Genomic DNA, 25,598 nt, shown 5'->3' on the forward strand with positions numbered 1-25,598 from the left:
TCATGGCAAGACAGCATGGGAACAAACAATATCTGCAAGTCCTTTTAGACAACGCTAAGTATCAGTTGCTTGAGCAATGCGCTCAAGAACGAGCAGTCAGAGTAAGTGCTCTTGCAAGAGATGCTGTCTATGAGTGGTTATCCAAGAATGTTGACCCAGAACTGTTCCAAGCGGCAAACCTGATTGACGATGCCACCTGGAAACAGTCAGTCAGAAACAGAGTGAAAGGAAGGATGGAGAACAAATTTACAAGTCTTGCAAGCGACCAACCAGCAAATCCCGAAAAATGACCGACTCAGCGCCAACCACACCCCTCCAGGACGCCAACGAACTGGGAGATCTCCTTCTTGAGGTCCTGCCGCCCGACGGAAGCACCCTCGGGAACCTGTCAGCACGTCAAGCACTGAGCAAAGTGGCGGAGCGAGAGGTCGGGGAAGAGGAATACGACCAGATCAGGGACAAGGCATTGCTGCTCGGCACCATCAAGAAGGGACGTGGACGTGGTGGATCCATTGCTCTGGGTGAAGGCATCGAGGGGGGCAGTCGCTACGAACCGCCTACCGCTCCAACCAGCGGCAGTGGCAGGGCGAAGAAAGAGTCTCCCGCCAAGGACTTCAAGGCAGTGCTTTGGGCATCAGCGGACAAACTCCGTGCCCAGATGGATGCTGCCGAATACAAGCATCTGGTCCTGGGACTGATCTTCCTCAAATACATCTCCGACACCTTCGTTGAGCAGCAGCAGAAGGTGCTGGCGACGGTGAGCAACCCAGAGTCCGACTACTACCTGGGCGATGACCCTGCCGACCACCAGGAGGCGCTGGAAGATCGGGACTACTACACCCAGGAGAACGTGTTCTGGGTGCCTGCTGATGCTCGCTGGGAATCGCTGAGGAACCAGGCAAAGCAACCCGACATCGGGCAACTGATCGACAGGGCACTGGTTGCCATCGAAAACGAGAACCCCACGCTTCGGGGGAAGTTGGACAAGCGGTTCGGTGCCGCCCAACTGGAACCAGGGCGGATGGGTGAACTGGTTGATCTCATATCCACCATCGGATTTGGCGAAGGCAAGAAGTCAGGAGATGTTCTGGGCGAGGTCTACGAGTATTTCCTTGGTCAGTTCGCCAGTGCTGAGGGCAAGAAGGGCGGTCAGTTCTATACGCCTGCCCATGTGGTGAAGACCCTGGTTGCCGTGCTGGCACCTCATAAGGGTCGGGTTTACGACCCCTGCTGTGGATCGGGCGGCATGTTCGTCCAGAGCGAGCGGTTCGTTGAAAGTCACGGCGGACGTCGTGACGACATCTCCATTTATGGGCAAGAGAGCAACCCCACCACCTGGCGGTTGGCAGCGATGAACCTGGCGATCCGTGGGTTTGCTGCTGACCTCGGACAGGAACCTGCTGACACCTTTGCTCGTGATCAGCACCCCGACCAGAAGTTCGACTACATCCTTGCCAACCCACCCTTCAACATTTCGGACTGGGGTGGGGAGAAATACGACAGCGACCCCCGCTGGACCTTTGGTCGTCCTCCTGCTGGGAATGCCAACTACGCCTGGTTACAGCACATGCTCTGGAAACTTCGCCCTGGTGGTGAAGCAGGTGTAGTGCTCGCCAATGGATCGATGAGTGCCAACACCAGCGGTGAAGGGCAGATCCGTGAGGCGATGGTTCGTGGTGATGCCGTGGAGGTGATGGTGGCGCTGCCTGGGCAGTTGTTCCTCAATACCCCCATACCTGTCTGTGTTTGGTTTTTGACCAACGACAAAACCCAGCGTGGTCGGGATAGGAGAGGGGAGACCTTGTTCATCGATGCCCGCCAAATGGGTTCAATGGTCAGTCGGGTGGAGCGAGTGCTCACCGATGAAGACATCGCCAAGGTTGCTGACACCGTTCATGCCTGGCGTGGTGATGGTGAGGTCGAGACCCCTTACGAGGATGTCTCTGGGTTCTGCTACTCCGCCAAGTTCGACGAGATCGAGAAGAACAGTTTTGTCCTCACCCCTGGTCGTTATGTGGGGGCAGCAGATCAGGAAGAAGACGACGAACCTTTTGACCAGAAGATGAAGCGCCTCACTACTCTGCTCAAGCAGCAGCAAGAAGAAGGGGCGAAGTTAGACCAACAGATTGCCGAGAATCTGAGGAGGGTTGGTTTTGAATCCTGATCAAAATGTAGAAGTGAAACTTGGTCAGATTGGCGATTTCAGAAATGGAGCAAACTTCTCCAAGAAGGACTTCGGCGATGGGTATGGAGTAGTGAATGTCAAGCAGTTGTTCAGGGGCAGATTTGCCTGCTTCCAGGATCTTGATCAGGTCATTTGCTCCTCCATTGCTAAACCTGAATCCCTATTTCTAAAGGACAACGATATTCTCTTTGCTCGATCCTCAGTTAAAAGAGAGGGGTCTGGACAGGTTGCCATTGTCAGAAGACCACCCAAGGATCTGATCTTCAGTGGTTTTATCATTAGGTATAGAGTTAGCGATGCCGACACCGCTATACCCGAATACCTGAACTACGTTCTTCGATCTCCAGAATATCGAGAACTCTTTCAGCGAATCGCCAATGGGACAACCATATTCAATCTATCTCAAGATGCTTTGGCGGATATCGATGTCTCTCTCCCTCCGCTGGCACACCAGAAGGCAATCGCTCATGTCCTCGGGACTCTCGACGACAAGATCGAACTCAATCGAAAGACGAACGAAACCCTTGAAGGTATAGCGAAGGCACTATTCAAGTCCTGGTTTGTAGACTTTGACCCTGTAAGAGCAAAGGCAGAAGGGCGATCGACTGGACTGCCTGATGAAATCAGCAAGTTGTTCCCAGATTCATTTGAGGAGTCGGAACTGGGTGAGATTCCGAGTGGATGGAGTCTCGCTGAAGCAGGCGATTGCTCTTTGGAGATTGAGTCGGGCAAGCGCCCCAAGGGAGGAATAAATAAAGGACTTGCTTCTGGAGTGCCATCTGTTGGCGCTGAAAGCGTTGATGCTGCTGGGTTGTTTGACTTTGGAAAGACCAAGTATGTTTCCGACGAGTTTGCTTCTTCTGTCACGAAGGGTTGGGTTCGTGAGTTAGACGTGGCGCTTTACAAAGATGGAGGAAAACCAGGAGAGTTCAAACCTCGAGTTGCTATTTACGGAAGTGATTTTCCGTTCCGAAGGTTTATGGTCAATGAGCACGTCTTCCTGCTCAGAAGCGTAGAACTTGGTCAATCATTTTTGTATCAACTTTTTGGGTCTGATTTGGTCCGTGAGCAAATCATTCACATGGGATCTTCAAAGGGGGCACAACCTGGTCTGAATCAGCAGGAGGTCAGATCTTCTGTGTTCGTGAAACCTGCCCAGTCGGTTCTCAAGGTCTTCGCCGAGGTGACGGAGGCACTCACGGCAAGGCAGTTTCATCTTGGAAAACAGAATCTTCTTCTTGAGCAGTTACGTGATGCCCTCCTGCCCCGCCTCATCTCTGGCGAACTAAGGGTCCCCGATGCCGAGAAGATGCTTGAGGAGGCAGGTGTCTGATGGCATTCATCTCAGAAGACGATCTGGAGCAGATGTCCCTGGAGTGGTTCCAGGAGATCGGATACACCTTTATCCATGGACCACTGCTTACTCCTGATGGAGAGACACCTGAGCGTGATGACTTCCGCCAAGTGGTGCTCACGGGTCGTCTTCGATCAGCACTGACGAAACTCAACCCAGGGGTGCCAGCGGCAACGATTGAGTCAGCAGTGCTTCAACTGGCGAATCCCAATACCCCTGGTCTGCTGCCCTCCAATCGTCAGTTCCATCGCTGGATGACGACGGGTCTGCCCATCACCTACTTGGATGGGAACCAAGAAGTCGGTATCCGCCTCAAGGTGATCGGGTTTGACGACCCCAAATCCAACGACTGGTTGGTGGTGAACCAGTTGGCGATCCAAGGTCCGAAGCACAACCGCCGTCCTGATGTTGTCGTCTACCTGAATGGTCTCCCGATAGCAGTTCTGGAACTGAAGAACCCTGCCGACGAGAAGGCAGATATCTGGGCAGCGTTCAACCAACTTCAGACCTACAAGGACAACATCCCCGACCTGTTCACCTCCAACGTGCTGATGGTGATCAGTGATGGCACCTATGCCCGTGTGGGATCGCTATCCGCTTCTAAGGAACGCTTCCAGCAGTGGCGGGTGATCGATGCCGAGCAGGACTTGGACCCACTTGGCAAGTTCCGTGAACTGGAGACGTTGATCCGTGGTCTGTTCGATCAGAAGCGACTGCTCGATTTCATCCGCTCCTTCTGCCTGTTTGAGGACGACGGCAAGATCATCAAGAAGATCGCTGCTTATCACCAGTTCCATGCCGTAAGAGCAGCAGTGGAGCGGGTGGCAGAAGCAAGCAAACCAGGCGGCGACCGAAAGGGTGGCGTGGTCTGGCACACCCAAGGTGCTGGCAAGAGCATTGAGATGGCATGTCTGGCGGGCAAGTTGCTCACCGACCCACGCCTCCAGAACCCAACGCTGGTGATGGTCACCGACCGCCAAGACCTTGATGGGCAGTTATTTGGGGTCTTCGCTGGAGCAGGGGATCTTCTTGGCGAGAACCCTCAGCAAGCAGACAGCAGGCAAGAACTACGGGACCTGCTCGCCAATCGACCCAGCGGCGGAATCATCTTCACCACGATCCAGAAGTTCGGCACTGAAGAGGGGGAAGACAAGTTCCCCACCCTGAGCGACCGCAACAACGTCGTGGTGATCTGTGATGAGGCACACAGGACCCAATACGGGTTCAAAGGACGCCTCGACACCAAAACGGGCGAGATCAAATACGGACTGGCAAAGGCACTCAGGGATGCCCTCCCCGAGGCAACCTTCCTTGCCTTCACAGGAACACCCATCTCCCAAGACGACCGTGACACCCAGGCGGTCTTTGGGCATTACGTCTCCGTCTACGACATCCAGCAGGCAGTGGAAGACGGCGCCACGGTGCCGATCTACTACGAGTCCCGACTAGCGAAGTTGGGGTTGAAGGAGAGCGTCCTCTCTGGCGTCGACGACCAAGTGGATGAACTCTTCAGCGATGAAGACGACATCCCTGCTGCTGAGCGAGCGAAGAGTCGGTGGGCAGCACTGGAGGCACTGGTGGGTGCTGAACCTCGCCTGAAGCAAGTAGCAGCAGATCTGGTCTCTCATTACGAGCAGAGATCCAAGACCCAACCAGGCAAGGCAATGGTTGTGGCAATGAGTCGGGATATCTGTGCCCGCCTTTATGACGCCATCGTTGCTCTACGACCTGATTGGCACGACACCGATACGAGCAAAGGTGCCCTCAAGGTCGTGATGACGGCATCGGCATCAGACGAGCAGCACCTTCAACCTCACCACACCAGCAAGCAGCAGAAGAAGGACTTGGAGAAGCGGTTTAAGGATCCTGCCGATCCCTTGAAGATCGTGATCGTCCGAGACATGTGGTTAACAGGTTTCGATGCCCCATGTATGGCGACCATGTATGTCGATAAACCGATGAAAGGGGCGAACCTTGCTCAGGCAATCGCCCGTGTGAACAGGGTTTTCAAGGACAAACCAGGTGGTCTGATCGTCGATTACATCGGCATCGCTCCTCAACTGAAGGAGGCATTGGCGACCTACACAGCAGCGAAGGGCAAAGGCAAACCCACCCTCGACACCAGCGAGGCGGTTCGGATCCTCAAGGAGCAACTCCAGATCGCCAAGGACATCCTTCACCCCGTCGATTGGAGCGGGTTCAGGGAGAAGGGCAAAGCACTTGAACTGATCTCCAACTGCCTGGATCACATCCTTGGCATTGCCGATGGCAAGCAGCGGTTCTGTGACACCGTTCTGAAGGTCACCAAGGCATTCGCCCTCTGTGGCACCACTGAAGAGGCGATGGCGGTCACCGAAGAGGTGGCGTTCCTTCAGGCAGTGAGAGCACCCCTGATCAAGGGTGATGGCAGCGGGTCAGGGGACCCAATCGATGTGAACTACGAACTCCAGCAACTGCTGTCTGAGTCGCTGGTGGCAGAGGGCGTCATGGATGTCTTCAAGGTTGCTGGTCTGAAGAACCCCGACATCAGCATCATGTCGGACCAGTTCCTGGCAGAGGTCGCCAAGATCCCCCAGAAGAACCTGGCGGTGGAACTGCTCCAGCGTCTGATCAAGGACGAACTGAAGACCAAGTTCAAGACCAACGTCGTCAAGCAGAAGCGGTTCAGTGAACTGCTGACGGCATCGCTGAACAAATACTCCAACCGTGCTGTCGAGGCGGCACAGGTGATCGCTGAGTTGATCGAGATGGCGAAAAAGTTCCGAGAGGAACTTGAGCGTGGTGTTGCTCTCGGTCTGACTGATGCCGAGCAGTCCTTCTATGACGCCTTGGCAGACAACCCGTCAGCACAGGAATTGATGAAGGAAGACGTGCTGGCGACCATGGCACGGGAACTGGCGGAGATGCTCAGACGTGACGCCACCATCGACTGGCAGTTCAAGGAGAACGTCAGAGCGAAACTCCGCCTCAAGATCAAGACGCTGCTCAAGCGATACAAATACCCGCCAGATCAACAGGTCACTGCCATTGATTTGGTGCTCCAGCAGGCAGAGACCCTGGGCGAGGACCTGGCGGAGGCGGGATGAGGAACTACTACCGAGTGATGCTGGGCAGAGGAAGCAAGTATGCAGATGTCTGTCGACAGCAGGGGTTTATTGGCGCGGGGTTCGACATCACGCAGGACCTGAAGGACTCCCTCCCAGAAAATTGGCGTGAGTTCAACCAGGAGTTCATCCCAATCTTTCTGGAGGTGAATCCCAGTAAGAGCAAGATCGCAGCGGGTCTGAGTTGTGGTGCTCTCTGGACGATCTCAAAGGGGATACAGGTGGGCGACATCGTGTTGTCCCCAAACGGGCAGGGGCGTTATTTCGTTGGCGAAGTGACGGGTCAATACCGCTTCGTCGCTGGTAGTGACCAACCGCATCAGCGGTCTGTTTCCTGGCATGAGGAACTCGTTGATCGATCCGACATGAGCGATTCGCTGCGCCACTCCGCAGGGTCGATTGGAACCGTCAGCAACATCTCCAAATACAGGGAGGAGTTAGAGCAACTGATCAAGGGTGAGGCGAAGACCCAGGCACTCGTTAGTCAGGATCCGACCGTCGAAGACGCCACTGTCTTTGCTTTGGAGAAGCACCTTGAGGACTTCTTGGTCGCTAACTGGTCCAGCACCCCTCTTGGCAGAACCCATGACCTCTATGAAACGGAGGAATCGAGTGGGCAGCAGTTCCCGACGGATACCGGTCCTATCGATCTACTCGCCATCAGCAAGGACAAGCAGGAGTTGCTTGTCGTCGAACTGAAGAGGGGACGTGCCAGCGATGCGGTGGTCGGACAGATCCAGCGATATATGGGTTACGTCAAAGAAGACGTTGCTGAAGACCACCAGAGGGTGCGAGGCGTGATCATCGCCTCGGACGATGACAAGCGGATAAGAAGAGCACTTCAGGTCGCTCAGGGCATCGACTTCTATCGCTACGAGGTCAAGTTCTCGCTGATTCCATCGTCATGACGGGTAACCCATCCCTGACAATCCCGGATTTGAGTTCCTGACCAAGTTCTATCTCGACGATGACCTTGGCAACTTCGTGGTCAAGGATTCACACATCGTCTGCTGCTCCAACTACAACAGCAGCGACAGCGTTCCATATAGAAGAAAGCAGAGGTCAGAACAGGCAGAGTCGACTAACGAAATAACGAAATAACGCCTTGCTACTGCTTGGATAAACGGTAAAACCGATCGGTACGTTTCTCTCTTTGATTAATGCTTACTGGTGCTGACATTCTTGCGAAGGTGAAGGAACTGGGGGACGTATCCAAGACCGAAATGGCAACTGCCTGCGGATACGTATCCAAGAAGAAAGACGGGTCTGACCGGGTCAACTTCACTGCCTTCTATGAGGCACTCCTGAACGCCAAAGGCATCGACCTTGGTGCTGGTGCTGGTGCTGGTGCTGGCGTAGGCAAAGGCGGTCGCAAGTTGTCCTACGCGACAAAGGTGCAAGGCAACGGCAACCTCCTCGTGGGCAAGGCATACACCGCCATGCTCGACCTGGAACCTGGCGATGAGTTCGAGATCAAACTCGGCAAAAAGGCAATCCGCCTCATCCCCGTTGGTGGGTCTGAAGAAGAGGATTGAGCACAAAAAAAGGGGGGCATATGCCCCCCTTTGACGGGTAGTTAGGGATAGAAGAGATCCACCAAATTCCCGTCCCCATCAACGATTCGAAAGACCTTGCCTGTCTGTTGTGCCTTGGTTTCAGCGGTTCTGTAGGGAGAGGTTCTGCCGTGCTGAGTCTGGTAGTTGCGGTAATTGCCGAACTGGTCACGCCATTGGATGACGAACTTCATTTGTCCCCCCATTGCTGAAAGTGCTGCAACCACAGGACGTCCAGGTCATTCCAGTCATTGCTGAAGCAACCCTGGAACTCTCTTCTAAGTGCCTTCCTGTCCCCCTTGGAGACTTTCTTCATTCGTCGGTGAATGTCGTTGAGTGTCTTGTCGTATATCAGTTCCAGACGACGTTCTTGGGACCAGGAGGTCACGATCCAACCTCCATCCGCTGCCGGAATTTGTCGACCACCTTCTCTTTGTCGATGTCCAGGTATTCCTGCAGGGACTGAAGAGAACGGTGACCAGAGATGTGCTGGATCTCTCTGAGGGACCACCCCTCCCGGTACAACTCCGTTAGTTGGGTGCGACGGAAGGAGTGCGTTGAGATGCCAGACAGACCGTTCCAGTCGCAGACACGACGCAGTTCCTTGTCGAAGGACTGACTGCTCAAGGGTTGGGTGAATCTCCCGTTCGTCTGTGTTGGGGACTGGTTGAAGAAAAGGAAGTCGTTTTGTTTGAGGCGAAGACCTGATGCCCTTAAAACCAGTTGCTGCATAAGGGGTTTTGGCAGAAAAACCTCCCTTGTCTTCTTGGTTTTGGTCGTCCTGCTCTCAAGCACCACCATTCCGGTGCTTGGAACCAGGTTTCGAACACGAATGCTCAAGACCTCACTGATTCGTCCTGCTGACCAATAGAGGACTTCGGATATCAGTCGGTATTTCTCAGGCAGTTGGGAGTGGATCAGGTCTCGTTCGTTCTTCGAAAGGACTTTTGCCTTCCCTGAACGGTTGACCTTGTGAAAGAGGGTCATGGGTTCCTTGCGGATGCCCAAATCATATAGCGTCTCCGTGCGGAGAGGGTCGTCTTTTTGTGGTTGGTTGGTGTTTTTACAGAAGACCAACCAAGGAATCCAGTGTTTGCAGTGGGTTTGGATTTACGGGTGGAATTGAGACGAGAAATGAGACAGTTCTACTACGTCTCCTGGTCTGCCGTCGTAGGGGTTGTGTTGCTGCGTGGTTGCCAAAAATCTGCTGCTGAACTAGTACAGGTGTACTTGCTGTTCGGTTGATGGATGAATGGGACTACGTGGACCACGGAGTGCTTAGGCAGACCCGCACCAGCAGGGTCTGTATGACCTGCCAGCACTTCAGTTACACGACTGACAACCACTGCCACACCCTGCTGACCTGTGCTCTCAGGGAACGTCTGATCCCCCATGGAGAGCACCTGACGAAGAAGTGCCGTCATTGGACCGTTAGACGGGAAGTGGAGATTGGGTGGTGCCCTGAGATTGCCTGAGAAGTATCAGGTATTTCACCCGAAGTCCTTTTGGATATTCAGGAGCACTTTTGCTTTGGTGCGATTGGTGAGGTGTTTCCATCTCATGGCAACCAGCACACCTCTGAGTTCATCCTCTAATCGATCTGTGCTTGTGAGGTAATTGCATTTGGGTCTATCCAATCTAGTCCCAGACTTAGTTCTCATTTCTGGTTTCTTGTTGTTAATCTGTTATTTTGTTGCCCCTTGCCCCGTAGTTCTATTTAACGGTTCAGAAGGGCAACTTCGAGTTGCCAGAACTTAGAAAAATGCCTCCAGTCTTGGACGAATGGAATCTAGATCTATTGGTTCTAAGCAGAAATTTGACTTCACACCATACTCACGTCTGAGTTTGCGACTACTTGCTATACACCTGATCTGACGTGCATTCTCGGCAGTTGTTGTTTTTGTTTTCTCTATCAATCCTTTGAAATCAGAGTAAGTCCCGTCAAAGGTTGGCAGGAGGTCTCCCGATGCCTCAAGATCTTCCAGCATGTTTTCAAGAATTATTGGGGCGATCTTTTCTGTCCACGTAAGAGACTCTATGGAGATAGAGAACTCAGATGTAATTCGATTTGAGGTCTCGATAAAACGGTTTAGTTTTTTGTCAAAGAAGGAGAATGGTTCTGTCTGAATCCCGTAGTCGTGTGTTCCATTGCTTCGAGTGTAGTGATAAACACTGCCTGCAAATTCGACAGGTTTGTACATCGCAAGGGTGTGCCTGCCTATGTGCTCATCCTTGATGAAAAGATTGATGTGATCCTCTTTGGAAAGGACCTCGAGGTTGTCGAACCTAACATCTTTGTTTGGTATTTTTATGAGTGGATTATTGATGTAGATGCGTGTAATACCATCCTCTAGTTCTTCCCAGTCAGTAATCCATCCACGACACAAGACGTGTTGCCCAACATGGGACTTTAATTGATTTCTCATTGGTATTCATATGGTTAGGAATATGTGTACAAAAAATCCAATCTCACCTGGCAGAAGATTGGATGAAAGGATATCGGGTTTATAAAAAAGAGTTTTCCATGCTCACCTGCTGCCAGGTGTCAACGATAAAAGTGTCTCAGTTTTTTGAATCACGACCTGGGTATTGAGTTCTGAATACTAACGAGAGTATTTGCTTCTGAATACCAACCTGGCGATTAACTGAGATCTCTTAATTATACATTATTAAAGCGAAAATTGCAACTCTTGTTTGATGAATAACGGAATAACAGATTAACAATGCAAATGCATATTTCTAGTAATTCATGACTCCATCCAGAGTCTCCTGAACCTTGGATGCCAAGTGCTCGTGGGTCTCTGCTACTTCTTTGAGTCGACGTCGGTAGTTGAATCGTTGGGCACGGGACGATGCCTTCAGATACTCCAGGGCAATCTTGTGGATGTAGTCGTGGGCATGGAATGTCCAGAACTCGTCCCTGCCTTTCCGGTGCCTATTGAGGAACCCCGTGAAGGTGGTCATGGGTGCCTGAATCAGGTCGTCCAGTGAGGTGAGGGAGAACTGGGTTTTCAGTTCTTCTGTTGCTGCCTCCCAGGTGCTCTTGAGTTCCTTGTTCAGGGTCTGTGCCAGCACTCCTGCGTTGTCCTGCGATCTCTGCTGACGGAGGGCAACCATCGTCTGTCCTCCCTCGTATTGAGTTCTGAACCCATAGATCCCCACCAGTTTTTCCAGGTCTCCCTTGAACCGACTCAGGGTGTCCTCTTCGATGCCTGAGGGACCAAGGATCGTTACCAGTGATGAGAAGTCTTCAGGTGGTGCTTCCTCGTCCTTCTGGAACCGTTCGAATTTCAACCATCGGTCCAGTGATCCTTGAGAGACCTTGGGGTGGATGTGCCCGTCCTGCACTCCCTTCTTGAGTTCCTCGTCCGTGAGGCAGTGGATCTTGTGGAGGGTGGTGTAACTGGGGGGCAGATGCTCCTTCACCCCTTCCAGTCGGTTGTCCATTCCGACCTGCAGCAGTTTCGACCAGACCTTCTCCGTATATGGGGACTGATCACGCAGGTCCCTGAAGTCCTCATCGGATAGGACGTCCTTGGCACGTGCGATCACGGCACAGGTAGCGAGCACCTGGTTCACCGTTCCCTTGAGGTCTCCGTCCTTCAGTTCTTTCAGGAAGGCAGTGGTGGTCTTGCTACTCATCTGGTCATCTCTGTACTCAAACCCTACGACGTTCTCTGCGGAGATTCAATGATTTCTCCGAGATTGGTTGTCGTTTCTGTGTATCGAGGGTTGTAAAGGGCGAATTTTGTCGATTTCTGCTTGTGCCAAGGGGTGTTCCCTTGCCTTAAGCACACAGAAATACGGGGAAAACTGCTTTTCTATGACTCTCTCCGTGCAGAGAGTGTCGTAGATAGTGGACGGTTGGGAGAAGTGGCACAGACTGCGTCTCCGTGCGGAGAGAGTCGTTTATGGTAGTAGCAAGCAAGGGGGAGGGACGACCTCTCCGCACTCCCTCTCCTCCTGATCACCATGAGCACCTTCAACGGTTGGGCAAATCACCAGACCTGGAACGTTGCTCTGTGGATCGGGAATGAAGAGTCCCTCAACGTCCTTGCCCGTCGCATTACCAGTGGAGGTGGGACTTACCAGGACCTTGCGGAAGTTCTGGTCCACACCTTCGGCAAGACGGAGACACCAGACGGCATCTCCTTCACCGATCCAGCACTGGACCACGAAGAACTGAATGACTGCCTCTCCGACCTCTGAGGACAGCACCAACCCCTGCCCTCTGAACCCATGAACTCAATGCCGATCTTTCTGAACCAAGACGTTCCTTCCGAAGAGAACACCACTCCTCAGACCGAGATGTGCCTCTCTGACTTGATTGGTTTCGCCGAGGTCATGGAGCAACTGACCGAGTTGTCGATCTATTCGAAAGCACCTCAGTTCTGAATTCAGTACACACCTCCCACACCACTCCTTAAACACTCCATGAGCACCTACAACCGTTCCGGCAACTACCGACGCAACTACTCCCGCAACTACGACCAGGGGGGTGATCGTGGTTATGCCCGCATCGAGTACTCGAACAACTACAACCCCTCGAAGGGCACCAGGTTCAAGGGTGTCTGGGATGCAGACGGGAACTATGCAGACCTCGACTGAGGGGGGCACTCCTATGCCTTCGACTGAGAGGGGTCTCTGGGTTTATTTCCCACGAATTAACGGGGACAAGTTCTTTGTCCCCCTTCAGGAGATGGAGAGGTTCCTTTCTGTCTTCCGTCCACGACTCCCCGATGGATATGAGGACTTGCTCAGGGAGCAGGTGCCATCGGTGGAACCTCCAAACATTGCAGTGCTCGTGGTTGAGGGCACTCGCCACTCCCTACATGCCGTTCCGAACGGTCACCCATTTACTGACCCATGACCTTTTCCAAGTCGTTCCCGGCACTCACTCGCATTTGGCAGGGTGGCATTTGCTTCGACAATTCTTGGGACCTGCTTGATCACGGTGGTGAGGGGTCACCTGCGATCAACCATCTGACCCGTCTATTTCAGAGGGCATCTACGGATGCCTTCTGGGAGTTTGTTGAGGAGGGTTGGATTCTTGACCTGCATGGGATGACCCCCAAGGAGTTCGCCACTCTTCTGGTCGAGGACGTTGATGCGGCACAGGAAATGTATGGAACGACTTGGGAAATAGTCACCAATTGCTTTGAATACAAATCATAGAAATGGAAGAACTACTCACACTCTTTATGACTGGTGACACTTCGGATGGAGATCCAGAGATCTTGCAAAAGGGCATTGATCTCTTCCGTCTCTTTGTGTCAGACGATATTGAGGACTGCTTTGAGCATGCCGTAAAAAATGGGTGCTCTGTATGGGATTACTTTCCCAAAACTTATCTTGAACCAGATCAGGTGCTAAATGAACTGTGGGTTGATTATCTAATTCGTTTGGCGAACGCATAGACCTGCCGACGATCAACTCAGACCGTCGTTAAACCCTGCTTCTCATGAAGTACTGAGATATTTTCTTGCCTATTTTTCTATAACAACAGTACTCACGAAGGAACTGCTTGATGAACTGGAGCAGTCAGTCCAATGTGCTTTAGACCGAGTATATGACTCAATTCATAGCGATGTCTGTGAAATTGTTAGAGACTTTGCTGATGGCAATGATCTCGACCCTGATGAACTAATGGATCTTGTTTCGGGTCCTCACATCAGAATTATCAGGTAATAACAGATTAACGGATTAACATTGGAATTCTCTCTTAGCGAATACATTGATCAGGCAGAAGATCTGCTTGAGATAACTGAAGATATGGTGGAGTATTTCTGCAATGAGCAGTGTGCTTCTGGTGAAAGGGTATGGACGATGCTCCATGCCCTTTCTGAATACAAGATTTCTGAATTTCCCGAATACTAAAAATGCCTAACGACTGCTCTAATAATTTCACTGTTTCTAAGGTCACTGCTGACCAATGGCAACAACTTGCTGATTCATTCCAAGTTCGTGGCGAGGGTTATCAACAGGACTTTCTGAAGACCTTCTTCCCAGAACCCGATTGGCAGAACACCCCAAATAAAAAGGGACATTTGCCAGGTCCCTCCTACATGAGTTCACGGGGTTACCAGAAGAGAGGATTTGTCTTTCCGTTCGGGGATTTGCCTGCCCTCACTCCAAAGACTGTGTTCGCAGAGTCTCCGGTCTTCCCTGATGGAACTACCGATCAACGTTGGTACGACTGGAGGATCGATAACTGGGGCACTAAGTGGGACATCTACAACTGTTTCAACGAATTTGAGGAACCGTCTGACTCCTTCTCTGTTTCTTTTCAGACGGCATGGTCACCTCTGAATGAGAAGTGCATGGAGGTCCTCTCCAAGCAGTTCCCTGGTGCCGTCCTCACCAACTCCTACGACGAGGAAGGGGATGACTTCTGCGGAGTCACCGTCGCTAAGGACGGAGTGGTTCTGGACTACTGCACCGAGATCAGCAAGTTGAAGGAGTCCTGGGCAAAGGAGAACCACCCTGGTCTTTGGGAGGAGGCAGAAAATCCTGAGGACGAAGATGCCGTGGATGAGTTGTTCGACCTCTGGTGCGATGAGATGGGTGAGGTCGTATACGACCACCTGGATGCCAAGGAGGATGAACTGATTGAACAGGTCCTGAAGCAGGTCTCTTTTTTGACCACCACCCCACCAGTGGAGGTCGGGTGATGAGGATCTACAGGAGGGAACACGCAGACCGGTTCTCTGAAAAGGAACGGAAGTACTGCGATCTGGTCTGGTATGCCCGATCTCATCCAAAGGAAGACACTGCCTATTGGGAGAAGGTCCCAGATCACATCCGTGAAGGTGCTCTGAATGCCCGGGCAAGGGTTCAGGAGGCATACCCCTCAGAGGTCAGTGCCTTGTCGGATGACTGGAACCACGGTTTCAACAGTGGTTGCCTTGCTGCCTTTCGATATGTCCAGACGGCACTCCAGCAGGTCCTGCCGACTGCCGAACTGGAGTTTCCAGACCTCGACACCTGACCGTCAGTCCAGAGGTGCTCAGGTCATGCACCACCTCCTTGCTGTGGATGGTGAGCACCCATAACGGGCACCTATCTCCTTCCACGTTGCTCCTCTCTTCCTCATCCTCTGGATGCGGGTGCTTTTGCTCTCAGTGATCCAGAGCAGGAGATGGAGGGGCAGCAGCAGCAGGACCAGTGCCCAGACGGCAATGCAAGGGAAAGTCATTGGTTTTGAAATCTGATTTGGAGTGCTGGTGGTGCCCCTCAAGGCATCTCTTCCAGCACACACCCATATTGCGTCTCCGTGCGGAGACCGTCGTAAAGAAGGGACGATTCAGAAGGTGTCCTCCACTGCGTCTCTGCGCGGAGATGTCGTCCTATACTTAGTTCAACAGAGAGGGGGCAAGGGTTGGCACCACACCTCCTCTCCATCCAGGCAATCGGCAACTGCCTCTAAACCCTCTGCCCCCGCGAAAGAGGAGCACTTCCTCGATCAAGACGACCCCTCGGTCAACGGGTCATCTGTCCTTCGCAGCATCAACGTTGCTCACTGCCACTGAGATCTACAACCAACTCAAAGAGCAAGCAGACAAATTTGGATATTCCACCCTCAGCAGAGAAGAGGGTCGTTTTCTCAAGAGATACCAGGCATTCCATGTGAACCCCCTGGTTCGTTCAGGTGCCACCACCACTGCTGAGCACCTCAAAGGGAAGACTCAACGCACCTGGTCCGGGGCAGCACCGTCCGGAGCACCCAAACGTTCCAACCGTCGTCGCACCGGTCGTGCCCGTGTGTGGGTTGATAAGTCCCTTGCTACTTGGAAGGCACCGGCAAGTGTTCAGAAGGAGGGCATTACCTCTGGGGAACTGCTTGCAGGTATGCCCTCTGTCTATACGCGAGAGAAGAAGCAACCGATTTGCTCCTGAGCAGATCAGTCATATTCACTCGCTACTTATTCATGAACCTGTACGCACAGATCTTCCAGGAACTGGAAGAAGGTCTCTACCTGCCTTTGCCTGAAGACGACTTGCTTTGGGTAGAGGAGAAGTCCGAAGAATCACTTGAGGACCATGTACTGGCATAAGTGGTTTCTAGGAAGGGTCTGGAAGATTCAGTTCTGGAAGGACTCCAAAGGGCAAAGAACACTCTTACTCATCTTTTAAAAAATGACTCAAAAAGAACTGCGCAATCTTGCGATGGTTTTCGTGCGCGATGAAATACCGCACGAATTCGAAGACTGTATTGGACGTGTTCTGGATCGTTTCCCGGAGCACTTGCAAGCAGAAGGTCGACTCTCTGATATCGAAATCGAAGACCTTGTTTATTCAGATCACTACTACAAGCACATCAAAGACTATCTGGTCGACTTTGTTGTCGGAAAGGTCTTCATGAGTGTTCAGCAAATTCCTAATACCTCAATCGCAATTCAGAACTGATATGGCAGTTGGATTTGGCAAAACAACGGAAACTTCTGATCAATACATTAAAAACTTTCTAAAGCAAAATCAAACAAGATTTGATCCTTATGGTCAGCAAGAAGATTGGTACAAGGATTACTCGTCACGAAGGTACTCTTACTCTTTATCGGATCTTCTAAACCCAAAATACACAGACTTGTCTGTTGATATTGACCCGCATGATGATTGGGTCAACCCGTCGCATATGCATCTAAAGGTACGGGTTCTTGCTGAAAAAGGACTGTGGAGTATCGCAGTCCTTTGGGATACACATCTTAAATTATGGGATATCACTATTCTTGTCTGCGTAGGTAACTGCTACCGTTTCCATCCAGATGTAATCGAAGAAGATATCACTCGTAAATACGGAAGTGTTGTCTATAAGCAATGGCAGGCAATGGTCATGGATGACCTCGATTCACTCCAGACCCTTGTGAATGAAGTGCGTGATCGAATCGATTTCGTTGCTCCGTCAGTTGTTTGTTGTGAAAGATCAGCACGTCTCTGTCGTCGTGTAGGTATTCCCGTCAAAGGACAGTTTGCTTTCTTGTTCCCTTCTTCTTATTCAGTTTGAATCAGTACGAAGCATTATGCGACAACGAGTGCGGGCAAGTCCTGCGCGAAAATATCTCTATTTTTGTTTGGAATAAGGGAGAAGAAGAAAGAACTATCTGTGAATACTGTCATTGCGATATTGAAGATGAAATGAGGGCAGATGGATGGTCTGAGCAAGGTGACGACCAAGACTGATTGCCTGACGACCTCAGACCGTCATTAAACCCTGCAGGGGACCAGGAAACTGCTGGTAAAAGTCCCTTTAATTCCTTGTATCCAAATACGACATGACCTATTCCTATTACTACTGCAAACCCATGCTCTACAAGTATTGGTTTGACTCTGATCAAATCCTTGATGACCTTGATTCGATCGTTGCAGAGGCAGAACGTCAGCAGATCGAACCTGAGATCGAAGATGAAGATGCTGACTGGACCTATGAGAGAGATGGAGAACCTGTCTAATTAAACCTTTTCCTAACTGATTTAAAGCATTATGAAACTGAAGATCGAAGACATTTCTTTTGATACCCGTTCACATCAAAACAAAAACCCTATCCAAGAGGACAAGAGAAAACAAACGCAGTTAGCGGAAGAGTGGATTGGAGAGGTTATCGAAATTGATGATCTCTCTGGTAGTGAAGGAGTGGACTATTACGCAGATGCCGTCTTCAAGTGGTTCGAGAAAAACACAGGTTGGTTATTCCATAATGCGCGACTAAAACCTCTTGACTTTCAGAACAAGTTTCCTCAGTGCGCAAGTGAGTATTGGGACTACTCATGGTTTGGTCCCACGTCTGGGGTGAACTACCCCGACAACTTTTTTCGTCTTCAAACGATTGTTGTTTTGCCATCTGACTCCTAATGCCTAATACTCATGTTTCCAAGTGTACGTGCTGTGAAGATCGCATTCTTTTTTTGAATCGATCTCTTGCATCACATATCGAGGGGGACTTCCTCTGCATTGATATGCCGCTAGAGACTCTTGCTCTTTTGTCTTATCAGATTCAAGACCATCTCGCTAACTCCCAATGGATGACCTCTGCAACTGCTGAAAACTAAAAAGATGAGTACTGCACTTACATACACTCGCAAGGTAGTGAAGTTCCTGGATCAAATTTCTGACGACGGAACCTTCCGTGTCTCCAAGAGACGTGGTGGGCATCAACGTTTGGTTGCCTTCTACGGAGGACAAAAACGTTCTTTTACTGTCCCTGGTCCTGGTGCCGGTGGTCCGTATCAAAAACGTCTTCAGGATGACGTCAATCGTTTTGTCTCTTCTCTCCAATTGGAAAGCACTCCGGAATTTAGTTTCTAAGTGTTATTCCGTTAATTTGTTGCTCACACCCACTTATACACATACACACCGGGTGAAGGGGAAGTTCTTTTGAGAGTGAGTTGAGTCTTCGACTTGCTCACTTCCTTCTCTTTTTCCTTATCGATAACCACTTGCATATTTGCCTAGTAAATATGATTGTATTATACCACAATTTATACAAATAACACAATAACAGATTAACAGAGGGTTCTATGTTTACAGCAAAAGAAATTATCGGTTCGAACACTATGTCGGTGATCGATCCGAATGGTTCTTTTCGCAAATCTTTCTTCTGGTATCCGGATAAGAAAGACAAGAAGAGAATTGCAAGACTTTCGAAGCACAATGCTTTCCGATACGTCAAAGAGTTCCTCCCTGCTTTTGGGTTCTACAAATTTCGCGAACCAGACCAGGAGGAAGGTCCATACCTGATTGTTCAGAAACTTGGTCGTCGTGTGAAGGTCCTTGGGTCCGTCAAGGACATGGAGGTTTCAGAGAAGATCTTCGACTGGACCCTCACCACCCTTGAGGTCATCGGGGGGATGGCAGGGGACATCAATACCGAGCACCTGATCGAACGGGTTCATGACCGAAGTGATCTGTTCACGACCTGGACCCTCAAGTTCTTGCCTGCTCTCCCCCTGGTGGAATCCACCGACGATGAGGGCAAGGTCGATCTAGTCCCCCAACGTCCCCTGAAGGACATGGACGAGCAGGCACACGTCTGTTTTCAGAACGGGGTGGTTGTGGTCACCAAGCACCGTCCCCCGACCCTGATTCCCTACTTCTCCTTGCCTCCCGAAATCTTTGTCTGGGAGAAGCAGATCCGTCCTGCCGATTTTCAGGAGGAGAACCTGGAGGAAGGACCCCACGGCATTTGGTGGGACTTTATGCAGAACCTGGCGCAGGAGAAGCAGTCAGGTCGTTGGGTGGTCAATCACGGGATGCTCAAGACCCTCGTGACCTCTTACGGATACCTGCTCCACAACTTCTATCCACCTGAGAACCGACGGGCAATCGTCTTCTACGACCGCACCACGGAGTGGAAGGCAGGGGGCAATGGCAAGTCGATCATCGCCAAGTCCTTCCAGCACATCAAACCCTGGCACTTCGTGGACATGAAGAAGGAGAAGACAGGGGAGAACAGATTCCTGATGTCCGGTTTCACCCCTGACAAAGAGATCGTTGTGCTGTCCGACACGACCAAGGACTTCGAACTGGAGACCCTCTACAACCAGATCACCGACGGTTTCACCGTTGAGGACAAGGGTGTCGACAAGTTGGTAATCGATGAGGACAAGGCACCCAAGTTGGTCATCACGACCAATTACACGATCTCCACGACCCACCGGTCAGACCGTCGTCGTATCTGGTTTGCACCGATCAGCACCTACTACGGCGAGCAGGAAGATCTGACCGGAAAAACCCCTGCTGACTTCCACGGTGGTCGTCTCTGCGACAAGAAGGTCTGGGATTCCAATGAGTGGTCTGCCTTCTATTCGACCTGCGTCTACTGCCTGGACCAATACCTCAAGAACGGTCTGGTCAAATTCGAGGACAACGTCATGGCAGAACGTCAGTTGCTCAAGGTCTGCTACGGCGATCAGATGCTCCTGGACGAACTGACCAAGTTCATTAAGGGTGTGGTCTCCAACGGATCAGAGGTCAGCAAGGACGAGGTCATTGCCTTCTACGGGTATTACCCGGAGTTCGAACGGTTCTCTGAGTACTCCTCCAAGTGGAAGACCAGCACCTTTAAGAACGTCTGCACTGGACTGGGATACCGGGTCAACCCGGATCGACCTAATGGTCGTTGGTTGAAGACGGTTAACGGTGAGAACAAGGACTGGTACCTCCTTGATGCCCAGAAGGGAGTCATGACTGGTGCGGAGTCCGGTGACACCCCCCAGGAACCTCAACCTGAACCGGAACCCGTTGTGACTGGTGGACGTTTCTCCGACTTCCTCTTCGATTCACTTGAGGCAACGGTCTGATGCCTAAGCAAGTTTCCGCACCCCGGTTCCTCCGACTCCCAGAGGTGCTTGCGATGACGGGCATGGGCAAGACCTTCATCTATGACCGCATGAACGACGGGACCTTCCCTAAGCAGATCCAACTGGGTGGCAAGTCAGTCGTCTGGAACGAGCAGGAGGTCATCAAGTGGATGGAAGACCGTATGGCGAACCGATGACCCCAGCACCAATAGACCTCAGCAGGCAGGGCACTCACGGGTGCTCTGCCTTTTTTTGTGCCCTATGGAACCTTTCTGATTGCGCACGATTCGAAATGCTCCAGACCGATTTCTGTCGTGAGATGGGTTGTTCGCAGGAGTTCGTGGACGTCCGTAATCTTGTGATGGGGTATGTGATGGGGTATTTGCCGACGATTTCGGAAAATAAGTTCGTGTTCGTTCGCACAGGGGCGTCAGAACATGAAATCGACAAACACCCTCTCCGTTCTGAGTAAGTCCTGTTGAGACCCTGAAAGTCCCAAACCCGTTGCGGTGAGGGACTTTTTTAGTGTTTGGTCGTCCTGGTTTGTCCCAAGAAAAACCAGGTTGTTCCGAAAAAGTGTTGTTGGATGTGTTGTTGGAAATAGGGGTTGTGTTGTTGGATAAAATTGGTGTTGTTGGATTTTTGAGATGCCTCTCTCTGACTCGCAAGTCAAGGCAGAGCAGGCAGGACCACGCAAACGAAATGTCTCAGTTGGGGACTCTCTGATTCTGGTCATCGAATCAGAATCCAGGGGAGGTGGAAAGTCCTTTGAGGGACGGATGCGGTTCCCTCCTGGAAGGAAGGGAAAGCAAGTCCCTGTGCGTATTGGTGTCTATGGGAAAGGTGTTGGGAAGTGGTCTCTCAGGCAGGCAAGAGACGAATGGGACCGCATCAGGTCTTGGAGCAGAGAGACAGGCAGAGACCCCAGGGAACTGAAAAAGGAGGAACAGCAGGCAAAGGTTCAGCAGTCCTCAGGTCCGACCTTCGAGCAGGCATGTGAGTCCTATCTCTCCACCTCAACGGCAAAGGAGAGAACCAAGAAGGACTACCGAAATGTCTTGTGGAACCAGGTGATTCCCAAGTTCGGAGCAGAGACACCCGTGGAGCATCTGTCCTGGGACTACAAAGGAACAGGAGGGAAGAAGGGACGGGAACAGGTGATGGATTACTTCCGTTCCATGGAGGTCAGGGCACCTGTCCAGGCACAGAAGAACCTGATGGTCATGCGTGGGGTGTTTGACCATGCGATTGACCAGGGGTGGATGGAGAGGGACCAGAACCCTGCTCTGGGAACCAAAGGAACCAAGACCAAGCACAAACCCACTCCCCATGCGTCCTTGCGGTGGGACCAACTTCCTCAGTTCTTCCAGGAGTTGGAGGGGAACAAAGCAAACGGAACCCTGGTGATGGTGGGTGCGGTGAAGGTCCTTTTCATGACCTTCCTCAGGGTTGGTTCCTTAGTTCCCATGCGATGGGATGAACTGGATGAGTCAGAGGACCTCTGGGTCATCCCAGGCAACCGTATGAAGAACGGGCAAGACCACCTGGTTCCTCTGACGGATCCACTTAAAGAGGTTCTGGACTCTCTGCGGAAGGTAAATGGGGATGAAGAGTTCGTGTTCTTCTCCCATAGGTCTAGGGGCACTCCTCACATCAACCCCGCTTCCATCAACCAACACCTGATTCGGATGGGATACAAGTCCGTTCTCAGGGCGCATGGAGTGCGTTCCATTCCGATGACGGCAGGGCAAGAGGTTCTTGGGTTCCCTGCAGAACTGATTCAGAGGCAGTTATCGCACAGCATCGGAGACAAAGTTCGCAAGGCATACGATAGGTCTGAGATGCTGAATGAGAGGAGAAAGTTCATGGTTGCGTGGTGCGATGCACTGCTTGCTCAGGGCATGAGGATTTAGAACTCAATTTTCTTGCCAATAGCAGCAAGTTGTTCTTTCATGTCCTCAAGTTGGCGTACTAGATCCTCCCTTTGTGATTCAAATAATTGCATTTTTTCGTTTAGATTGTGGATATCCTCTTGGCGGTTGGTTGATTTCTCTGGTGATGTAGAGAACTTGCTAGATCGAGCACTTGATTGGTTCTCCGGGGCACCGTCTTTTTCGGAAGGTTCCACTTTCGTTAGATCGTCCAGATTCACTGTCTTGCTGGATTCGACAATTAGCGTCAACTCCCGCTTTGTTTCTTTGTCTAAAAGATTTTTTGACTCTAGATGATCAAAAATTCTTCTAATCGTTTCTGTGTGCCGCGTCATCATCGAGACATATAATTTTCCAGGATCAGGGCACCGAATGACGGTTCCTTCCTGCACCAAATATCCATTTGCAAGTTCTTCTAGAACTTTCGTGTACTGAAGACCACTTCTTTTGCAGGTTTCCCTGAAATCATTAAGGGTCTCTGGTGCAAAGTTTGCGGTAAACGCACCTGGTCGTGCAGGCATGAAGGTATTGACGTATGTACCGACAATACCTATGCGCCTGATGCTTCGTCAATGCTCCATTGGGATAGGCATAAAAACTTGCATGGTTATGAACTGATTTTCCCTAAAAATCCTGCTTGGAGTTGTTTTTTTCTATAAGGCGACTGATTCAAGAGTTCGGAGATTTTATTTTTTAAATTTGCTGAACAAAGTTCTGATTTCCTTGTTGGTTCCAAGAAGATTCTTGTTCTTTCAGTTTGAGATTCTCTTCCCTTATTCGTCGTCTGATCCACTGACTGCGATTGACGCATTCAGAATGGGCAAGTTTATCAAGTACGTTAATCAGGTCAAGTTCGTGGTATCCAAAACTGATGCAGATTGACTTGCCCACGTCATTGCCTGCGTATCTGTTTCTTTCTCTTTGAGTGGGATAAATGTTCATTTGTGCTTTCTTCCTGTAGTGACTTGTTTGGTTTAGATGATGGGTAAACAGTATTTTGGTATCTTGATTGGTAGTGAGTGATTGCTTCTAGTGGTTTCTTTCTCATGCCTTGTGGTCCAATGTGTACCATCTTGCGTGTACTTCAAGAGATAGTTGATGTCAATATCACTGCTTACAGGGTCGATGATTTCATAGGCGGGTTTCACTATCTCAAACTGCTTGGTGCAGTAGGCAGTCAGTTTTTCAAGATTGTGGATGGACCTAATGTCCAATCCACTGCGACCATTGGGAATAAAGGGCATTAAGCGGAACACCCGATTCAATAATTCCATCTTCTGTTGACTGGTGATTCCTGATCCGATTGTGGAGGCAAAGTAAACCTCTGGATTCTCTATCAGGAAGTTCCTCATCCTTGTAGTCGGATACTTCCATCGATCTGCTGATGCATCTTCCATGAGGATGTGTCGGTGCCAAGAGTTTGATTCCTTATGCTTCTCAATGAAAAACCACATGCGAATGTTTTCTTTGTAGAAGGATCTAATGGTCCTTCTGATTTCCCTATTGTGTCTTTGTACCACAACATAAGGAGTTGATGACCAATACACGCTGCTAATGAAAAACTCAAAACATAAGTTCTTTGATTTGATCTCTTTCATGAGTGGTTGAATCCTGGTGGTATCCAGTGGATTTAATTCATGGGAGTCGTAATCTTGGTTCATTATGCTTCTTGTATTCATGTGATATAGGAAGTTATTGGATCTTAAGGGTGCAAGAAGAGAACTACCCATCCTCCGGATGATGGATAGTTCTCTCAATTCAGTCGTTGAATGAATAGCACCCAGTGACCATGCAGTATTCCTGACTGAAATGTCCTGTCTTCGATAAGTCCGATAACTTATATAAGTTATTTAGACCGATTAGTATTTTCGCCTTAGAAGTCGAAGCACTGCAGGTAAAGTTCACTGCTCTTGGTGCTTTCCTGACTGGTTCTTATATGGGAATCTCATATAAGGTCCACTCTCCCTTTTCTTAGTTATTTCTTCCTCCACAGTATAGCATTCATATCCAGCGGGACGAATTGCTATTCCGTTGTCTCTCAGGAATTTGTAAGTCGTGGAGATCTTATCATTGCCTTGAACATTGTCCCATTCCTCGTAGAGGTATTCTCCAAAGTCGGAGAATGGTGGGTGATCCCTGAAAGAATGATGAACTGATTTGGCAATCTCATTATCGAAATTTTTCTTCCACTTAGGATATTCTTGAAGAATTAGGTTGAGTTTTTTCTTGTCAAACTTGATTGATAATGTGCTTAGGTCTTGGTTCATGTTTGATTCGTGGTAAGACGATGCAGGTTTTTTGCTTGTCATTTTTGTTAGTCAACAAATAGTGAATACTGTCCACCATCCATTTCCTTGATGCTGCGTACTGCATCGGCAAGCGATGTCAATTGTTCGGTATCAATTTGATCAAATCTGTGCTTCTCTTCTTTCAGTAATCGATGAATTTCGTTTGCTAAAGATCTCGCCTCTTTGTTGTTACCCAGAGCAATGTGACCCGTACATCCGCCAGAAAGATAATCTGGTACGTCGGAGGCGATACCATTCCACAGGATGGTCTCCTTGTACGTAAAAGTTTTTGGTTCAATGCAGGGAACATCCTGTGTCCGAATCAAGAAAATGTTGTAATAATCCATGATGAAAGTAGACGAGGTACGTGTGTGTTTTTTCGAGTTTCCCCGATGGGACTTTTAGTCGGTGTAGCGACTATGCCTGCTCAACCAAGTGCTGAGTGAACTTTTTTAGAGCACCAATCCTCAACCTGAGATTTCACCCAGACCACAGAACGAGCGCCCAAAGGGACTTGTTTTGGGAAGTCCCCCTGCTCCATAAGGCGATAAATTGACGATTTAGAAAGGCAGGTCAGTTCTTTGACTTGTTGTAGACGCAAGAAATCTGAGTTCATTTTCAGAGTAAGGAATGATTTGTTTTATTTGCTCCTAATTGACTTGAAGTTCTTAATCTTTCTCTTCAACGGGAACAAACAGATTCTATTCAATTTTAGATGGTTTGTCAAGTTAGTTTGTGCCTTGTTGCCCTGAAATCGCATGTCGTAGATGATCCCTGGGTTCTAAGTACATCTTTCTTTTGAATCCTTGCTATTTCACTGGGGGAGGTGAATTTCTCAAGGACTTGAATTGTGCTGTTTGGTATATATGTGTTCATCTGTCTGTTGCCTA

28 protein-coding genes are annotated in these 25,598 nt (G+C 50.3%); 19 read left to right on the top strand and 9 right to left on the bottom strand.

Features of this window, described 5'->3' with window-relative positions; all coding sequences use genetic code 11:
• Positions 1 to 2 precede the first annotated feature (2 nt).
• From SynRS9907_RS03950 to SynRS9907_RS03975, 6 genes are all read left to right on the top strand, one after another.
• Positions 3 to 290 (top strand): hypothetical protein, encoded by a 288-nt coding sequence (locus SynRS9907_RS03950; protein WP_188021880.1) that lies wholly within the window; start codon positions 3 to 5, stop codon positions 288 to 290.
• Positions 287 to 2,164 (top strand): class I SAM-dependent DNA methyltransferase, encoded by a 1,878-nt coding sequence (locus SynRS9907_RS03955; protein WP_188021881.1) that lies wholly within the window; start codon positions 287 to 289, stop codon positions 2,162 to 2,164. The genes SynRS9907_RS03950 and SynRS9907_RS03955 overlap by 4 nt, the downstream gene beginning before the upstream one ends.
• Positions 2,154 to 3,518 (top strand): restriction endonuclease subunit S, encoded by a 1,365-nt coding sequence (locus SynRS9907_RS03960; protein ID WP_188021882.1) that lies wholly within the window; start codon positions 2,154 to 2,156, stop codon positions 3,516 to 3,518. Before SynRS9907_RS03955 ends, SynRS9907_RS03960 begins: the two co-directional genes overlap by 11 nt.
• Entirely contained in the window at positions 3,518 to 6,625 is a 3,108-nt protein-coding gene (locus SynRS9907_RS03965) for a type I restriction endonuclease subunit R (RefSeq protein WP_188021883.1), read from the top strand. The genes SynRS9907_RS03960 and SynRS9907_RS03965 overlap by 1 nt, the downstream gene beginning before the upstream one ends.
• Before the next feature lie 17 nt (positions 6,626 to 6,642).
• Positions 6,643 to 7,551 (top strand): endonuclease NucS domain-containing protein, encoded by a 909-nt coding sequence (locus SynRS9907_RS03970; protein ID WP_255446023.1) that lies wholly within the window; start codon positions 6,643 to 6,645, stop codon positions 7,549 to 7,551.
• A 252-nt stretch (positions 7,552 to 7,803) separates the two neighbouring features.
• Positions 7,804 to 8,178 carry an AbrB family transcriptional regulator gene (locus SynRS9907_RS03975; protein WP_188021885.1) on the top strand — a complete coding sequence of 125 codons (375 nt, stop codon included), beginning with the start codon at positions 7,804 to 7,806 and terminating at the stop codon, positions 8,176 to 8,178.
• 41 nt (positions 8,179 to 8,219) lie between these two features.
• Here the strand turns inward: SynRS9907_RS03975 and SynRS9907_RS03980 are convergent, their stop codons facing one another.
• From SynRS9907_RS03980 to SynRS9907_RS03995, 4 genes are all read right to left on the bottom strand, one after another.
• A complete protein-coding gene (locus SynRS9907_RS03980; protein WP_255445982.1) occupies positions 8,220 to 8,390 on the bottom strand; it encodes a hypothetical protein in 171 nt (56 codons plus the stop codon).
• A gap of 190 nt (positions 8,391 to 8,580) precedes the next feature.
• The gene (locus SynRS9907_RS03985) at positions 8,581 to 9,183 is read right to left on the bottom strand and encodes a site-specific integrase (protein WP_223157672.1); all 603 of its coding nucleotides are present in this window, start codon (positions 9,181 to 9,183) and stop codon (positions 8,581 to 8,583) included.
• Positions 9,184 to 9,950: 767 nt separating this feature from the next.
• On the bottom strand, positions 9,951 to 10,583 hold the full coding sequence (locus SynRS9907_RS03990; RefSeq protein WP_188021887.1) for a hypothetical protein: 633 nt from the start codon (positions 10,581 to 10,583) through the stop codon (positions 9,951 to 9,953).
• Between the two features lie 352 nt (positions 10,584 to 10,935).
• Positions 10,936 to 11,838, bottom strand: coding sequence for a hypothetical protein (locus SynRS9907_RS03995; protein ID WP_188021888.1), 903 nt, complete (start codon positions 11,836 to 11,838; stop codon positions 10,936 to 10,938).
• Positions 11,839 to 12,168: 330 nt separating this feature from the next.
• Here SynRS9907_RS03995 and SynRS9907_RS04000 point away from each other — a divergent pair, with 330 nt between their 5' ends.
• The 6 genes from SynRS9907_RS04000 to SynRS9907_RS13920 all read left to right on the top strand — a co-directional run bounded on the left by SynRS9907_RS04000 (position 12,169) and on the right by SynRS9907_RS13920 (position 15,184).
• On the top strand, positions 12,169 to 12,405 hold the full coding sequence (locus SynRS9907_RS04000; RefSeq protein WP_188021889.1) for a hypothetical protein: 237 nt from the start codon (positions 12,169 to 12,171) through the stop codon (positions 12,403 to 12,405).
• A 39-nt stretch (positions 12,406 to 12,444) separates the two neighbouring features.
• Complete coding sequence (locus tag SynRS9907_RS04005) at positions 12,445 to 12,591, top strand: hypothetical protein (RefSeq protein ID WP_188021890.1); 147 nt, start codon at positions 12,445 to 12,447, stop codon at positions 12,589 to 12,591.
• Between the two features lie 39 nt (positions 12,592 to 12,630).
• Complete coding sequence (locus tag SynRS9907_RS04010; protein WP_188021891.1) at positions 12,631 to 12,804, top strand: hypothetical protein; 174 nt, start codon at positions 12,631 to 12,633, stop codon at positions 12,802 to 12,804.
• Between the two features lie 258 nt (positions 12,805 to 13,062).
• A complete protein-coding gene (locus tag SynRS9907_RS04015; RefSeq protein WP_188021892.1) occupies positions 13,063 to 13,371 on the top strand; it encodes a hypothetical protein in 309 nt (102 codons plus the stop codon).
• Between the two features lie 704 nt (positions 13,372 to 14,075).
• Positions 14,076 to 14,867: a hypothetical protein gene (locus tag SynRS9907_RS04020; protein WP_188021893.1), complete on the top strand. Its 792-nt coding sequence runs from the start codon at positions 14,076 to 14,078 to the stop codon at positions 14,865 to 14,867.
• Positions 14,867 to 15,184: a hypothetical protein gene (locus tag SynRS9907_RS13920; RefSeq protein ID WP_223157673.1), complete on the top strand. Its 318-nt coding sequence runs from the start codon at positions 14,867 to 14,869 to the stop codon at positions 15,182 to 15,184. The genes SynRS9907_RS04020 and SynRS9907_RS13920 overlap by 1 nt, the downstream gene beginning before the upstream one ends.
• 18 nt (positions 15,185 to 15,202) lie before the next feature.
• Here the strand turns inward: SynRS9907_RS13920 and SynRS9907_RS14160 are convergent, their stop codons facing one another.
• Positions 15,203 to 15,391 (bottom strand): helix-turn-helix domain-containing protein, encoded by a 189-nt coding sequence (locus SynRS9907_RS14160; protein ID WP_370586632.1) that lies wholly within the window; start codon positions 15,389 to 15,391, stop codon positions 15,203 to 15,205.
• Positions 15,392 to 16,332: 941 nt separating this feature from the next.
• Between SynRS9907_RS14160 and SynRS9907_RS04030 the strand changes: the two genes are divergently transcribed.
• The 7 genes from SynRS9907_RS04030 (at position 16,333) to SynRS9907_RS04060 (ending at position 22,402) form a co-directional block, all read left to right on the top strand.
• Complete coding sequence (locus SynRS9907_RS04030) at positions 16,333 to 16,602, top strand: hypothetical protein (RefSeq protein WP_188021895.1); 270 nt, start codon at positions 16,333 to 16,335, stop codon at positions 16,600 to 16,602.
• A gap of 1 nt (position 16,603) precedes the next feature.
• Complete coding sequence (locus SynRS9907_RS04035; protein ID WP_188021896.1) at positions 16,604 to 17,197, top strand: hypothetical protein; 594 nt, start codon at positions 16,604 to 16,606, stop codon at positions 17,195 to 17,197.
• 268 nt (positions 17,198 to 17,465) lie between these two features.
• Positions 17,466 to 17,642 carry a hypothetical protein gene (locus SynRS9907_RS04040; RefSeq protein ID WP_188021897.1) on the top strand — a complete coding sequence of 59 codons (177 nt, stop codon included), beginning with the start codon at positions 17,466 to 17,468 and terminating at the stop codon, positions 17,640 to 17,642.
• A gap of 31 nt (positions 17,643 to 17,673) precedes the next feature.
• Positions 17,674 to 18,042, top strand: coding sequence for a hypothetical protein (locus SynRS9907_RS04045; RefSeq protein WP_188021898.1), 369 nt, complete (start codon positions 17,674 to 17,676; stop codon positions 18,040 to 18,042).
• A gap of 935 nt (positions 18,043 to 18,977) precedes the next feature.
• Positions 18,978 to 20,489, top strand: coding sequence for a primase-helicase family protein (locus SynRS9907_RS04050; protein WP_188021899.1), 1,512 nt, complete (start codon positions 18,978 to 18,980; stop codon positions 20,487 to 20,489).
• Positions 20,489 to 20,686, top strand: coding sequence for an AlpA family transcriptional regulator (locus tag SynRS9907_RS04055; RefSeq protein ID WP_188021900.1), 198 nt, complete (start codon positions 20,489 to 20,491; stop codon positions 20,684 to 20,686). The genes SynRS9907_RS04050 and SynRS9907_RS04055 overlap by 1 nt, the downstream gene beginning before the upstream one ends.
• A gap of 450 nt (positions 20,687 to 21,136) precedes the next feature.
• A complete protein-coding gene (locus SynRS9907_RS04060; RefSeq protein ID WP_188021901.1) occupies positions 21,137 to 22,402 on the top strand; it encodes a site-specific integrase in 1,266 nt (421 codons plus the stop codon).
• On the opposite strand, the gene SynRS9907_RS04065 is transcribed toward SynRS9907_RS04060, so the two are convergent.
• From SynRS9907_RS04065 to SynRS9907_RS04080, 4 genes are all read right to left on the bottom strand, one after another.
• Positions 22,399 to 22,941 (bottom strand): hypothetical protein, encoded by a 543-nt coding sequence (locus SynRS9907_RS04065; RefSeq protein WP_188021902.1) that lies wholly within the window; start codon positions 22,939 to 22,941, stop codon positions 22,399 to 22,401. The genes SynRS9907_RS04060 and SynRS9907_RS04065 overlap by 4 nt on opposite strands.
• A gap of 1,380 nt (positions 22,942 to 24,321) precedes the next feature.
• Positions 24,322 to 24,729 (bottom strand): hypothetical protein, encoded by a 408-nt coding sequence (locus tag SynRS9907_RS04070; protein ID WP_188021903.1) that lies wholly within the window; start codon positions 24,727 to 24,729, stop codon positions 24,322 to 24,324.
• Between the two features lie 5 nt (positions 24,730 to 24,734).
• Positions 24,735 to 25,055, bottom strand: a complete 321-nt coding sequence (locus SynRS9907_RS04075) for a hypothetical protein (RefSeq protein ID WP_188021904.1) — start codon at positions 25,053 to 25,055, stop codon at positions 24,735 to 24,737.
• Between the two features lie 80 nt (positions 25,056 to 25,135).
• Complete coding sequence (locus tag SynRS9907_RS04080) at positions 25,136 to 25,324, bottom strand: AlpA family transcriptional regulator (protein WP_188021905.1); 189 nt, start codon at positions 25,322 to 25,324, stop codon at positions 25,136 to 25,138.
• Positions 25,325 to 25,598 lie beyond the last annotated feature (274 nt).

It is taken from the genome of Synechococcus sp. RS9907 (assembly GCF_014279615.1).
GTDB lineage: Bacteria > Cyanobacteriota > Cyanobacteriia > PCC-6307 > Cyanobiaceae > Parasynechococcus.

Bases quoted from the DNA above. Each gene is read 5' to 3' on its own strand.
- SynRS9907_RS04000 (WP_188021889.1), top strand. From the start codon at position 12,169: ATGAGCACCTTCAACGGTTGGGCAAATCACCAGACCTGGAACGTTGCT.
- SynRS9907_RS03950 (WP_188021880.1), top strand. From the start codon at position 3: ATGGCAAGACAGCATGGGAACAAACAATATCTGCAAGTCCTTTTAGAC.
- SynRS9907_RS14160 (WP_370586632.1), bottom strand. From the start codon at position 15,391: ATGACTTTCCCTTGCATTGCCGTCTGGGCACTGGTCCTGCTGCTGCTG.
- SynRS9907_RS04030 (WP_188021895.1), top strand. From the start codon at position 16,333: ATGACTCAAAAAGAACTGCGCAATCTTGCGATGGTTTTCGTGCGCGAT.
- SynRS9907_RS03970 (WP_255446023.1), top strand. From the start codon at position 6,643: ATGCTGGGCAGAGGAAGCAAGTATGCAGATGTCTGTCGACAGCAGGGG.
- SynRS9907_RS04060 (WP_188021901.1), top strand. From the start codon at position 21,137: ATGCCTCTCTCTGACTCGCAAGTCAAGGCAGAGCAGGCAGGACCACGC.
- SynRS9907_RS04070 (WP_188021903.1), bottom strand. From the start codon at position 24,729: ATGACAAGCAAAAAACCTGCATCGTCTTACCACGAATCAAACATGAAC.
- SynRS9907_RS04040 (WP_188021897.1), top strand. From the start codon at position 17,466: ATGACCTATTCCTATTACTACTGCAAACCCATGCTCTACAAGTATTGG.
- SynRS9907_RS03965 (WP_188021883.1), top strand. From the start codon at position 3,518: ATGGCATTCATCTCAGAAGACGATCTGGAGCAGATGTCCCTGGAGTGG.
- SynRS9907_RS03955 (WP_188021881.1), top strand. From the start codon at position 287: ATGACCGACTCAGCGCCAACCACACCCCTCCAGGACGCCAACGAACTG.
- SynRS9907_RS04050 (WP_188021899.1), top strand. From the start codon at position 18,978: ATGGAGGTTTCAGAGAAGATCTTCGACTGGACCCTCACCACCCTTGAG.
- SynRS9907_RS03995 (WP_188021888.1), bottom strand. From the start codon at position 11,838: ATGAGTAGCAAGACCACCACTGCCTTCCTGAAAGAACTGAAGGACGGA.
- SynRS9907_RS04015 (WP_188021892.1), top strand. From the start codon at position 13,063: ATGACCTTTTCCAAGTCGTTCCCGGCACTCACTCGCATTTGGCAGGGT.
- SynRS9907_RS04065 (WP_188021902.1), bottom strand. From the start codon at position 22,941: ATGCCTGCACGACCAGGTGCGTTTACCGCAAACTTTGCACCAGAGACC.
- SynRS9907_RS04020 (WP_188021893.1), top strand. From the start codon at position 14,076: ATGCCTAACGACTGCTCTAATAATTTCACTGTTTCTAAGGTCACTGCT.
- SynRS9907_RS03980 (WP_255445982.1), bottom strand. From the start codon at position 8,390: ATGAAGTTCGTCATCCAATGGCGTGACCAGTTCGGCAATTACCGCAAC.
- SynRS9907_RS04045 (WP_188021898.1), top strand. From the start codon at position 17,674: ATGAAACTGAAGATCGAAGACATTTCTTTTGATACCCGTTCACATCAA.
- SynRS9907_RS03985 (WP_223157672.1), bottom strand. From the start codon at position 9,183: ATGACCCTCTTTCACAAGGTCAACCGTTCAGGGAAGGCAAAAGTCCTT.
- SynRS9907_RS04010 (WP_188021891.1), top strand. From the start codon at position 12,631: ATGAGCACCTACAACCGTTCCGGCAACTACCGACGCAACTACTCCCGC.
- SynRS9907_RS04080 (WP_188021905.1), bottom strand. From the start codon at position 25,324: ATGAACTCAGATTTCTTGCGTCTACAACAAGTCAAAGAACTGACCTGC.
- SynRS9907_RS03975 (WP_188021885.1), top strand. From the start codon at position 7,804: ATGCTTACTGGTGCTGACATTCTTGCGAAGGTGAAGGAACTGGGGGAC.
- SynRS9907_RS04005 (WP_188021890.1), top strand. From the start codon at position 12,445: ATGCCGATCTTTCTGAACCAAGACGTTCCTTCCGAAGAGAACACCACT.
- SynRS9907_RS04075 (WP_188021904.1), bottom strand. From the start codon at position 25,055: ATGGATTATTACAACATTTTCTTGATTCGGACACAGGATGTTCCCTGC.
- SynRS9907_RS04035 (WP_188021896.1), top strand. From the start codon at position 16,604: ATGGCAGTTGGATTTGGCAAAACAACGGAAACTTCTGATCAATACATT.
- SynRS9907_RS04055 (WP_188021900.1), top strand. From the start codon at position 20,489: ATGCCTAAGCAAGTTTCCGCACCCCGGTTCCTCCGACTCCCAGAGGTG.
- SynRS9907_RS13920 (WP_223157673.1), top strand. From the start codon at position 14,867: ATGAGGATCTACAGGAGGGAACACGCAGACCGGTTCTCTGAAAAGGAA.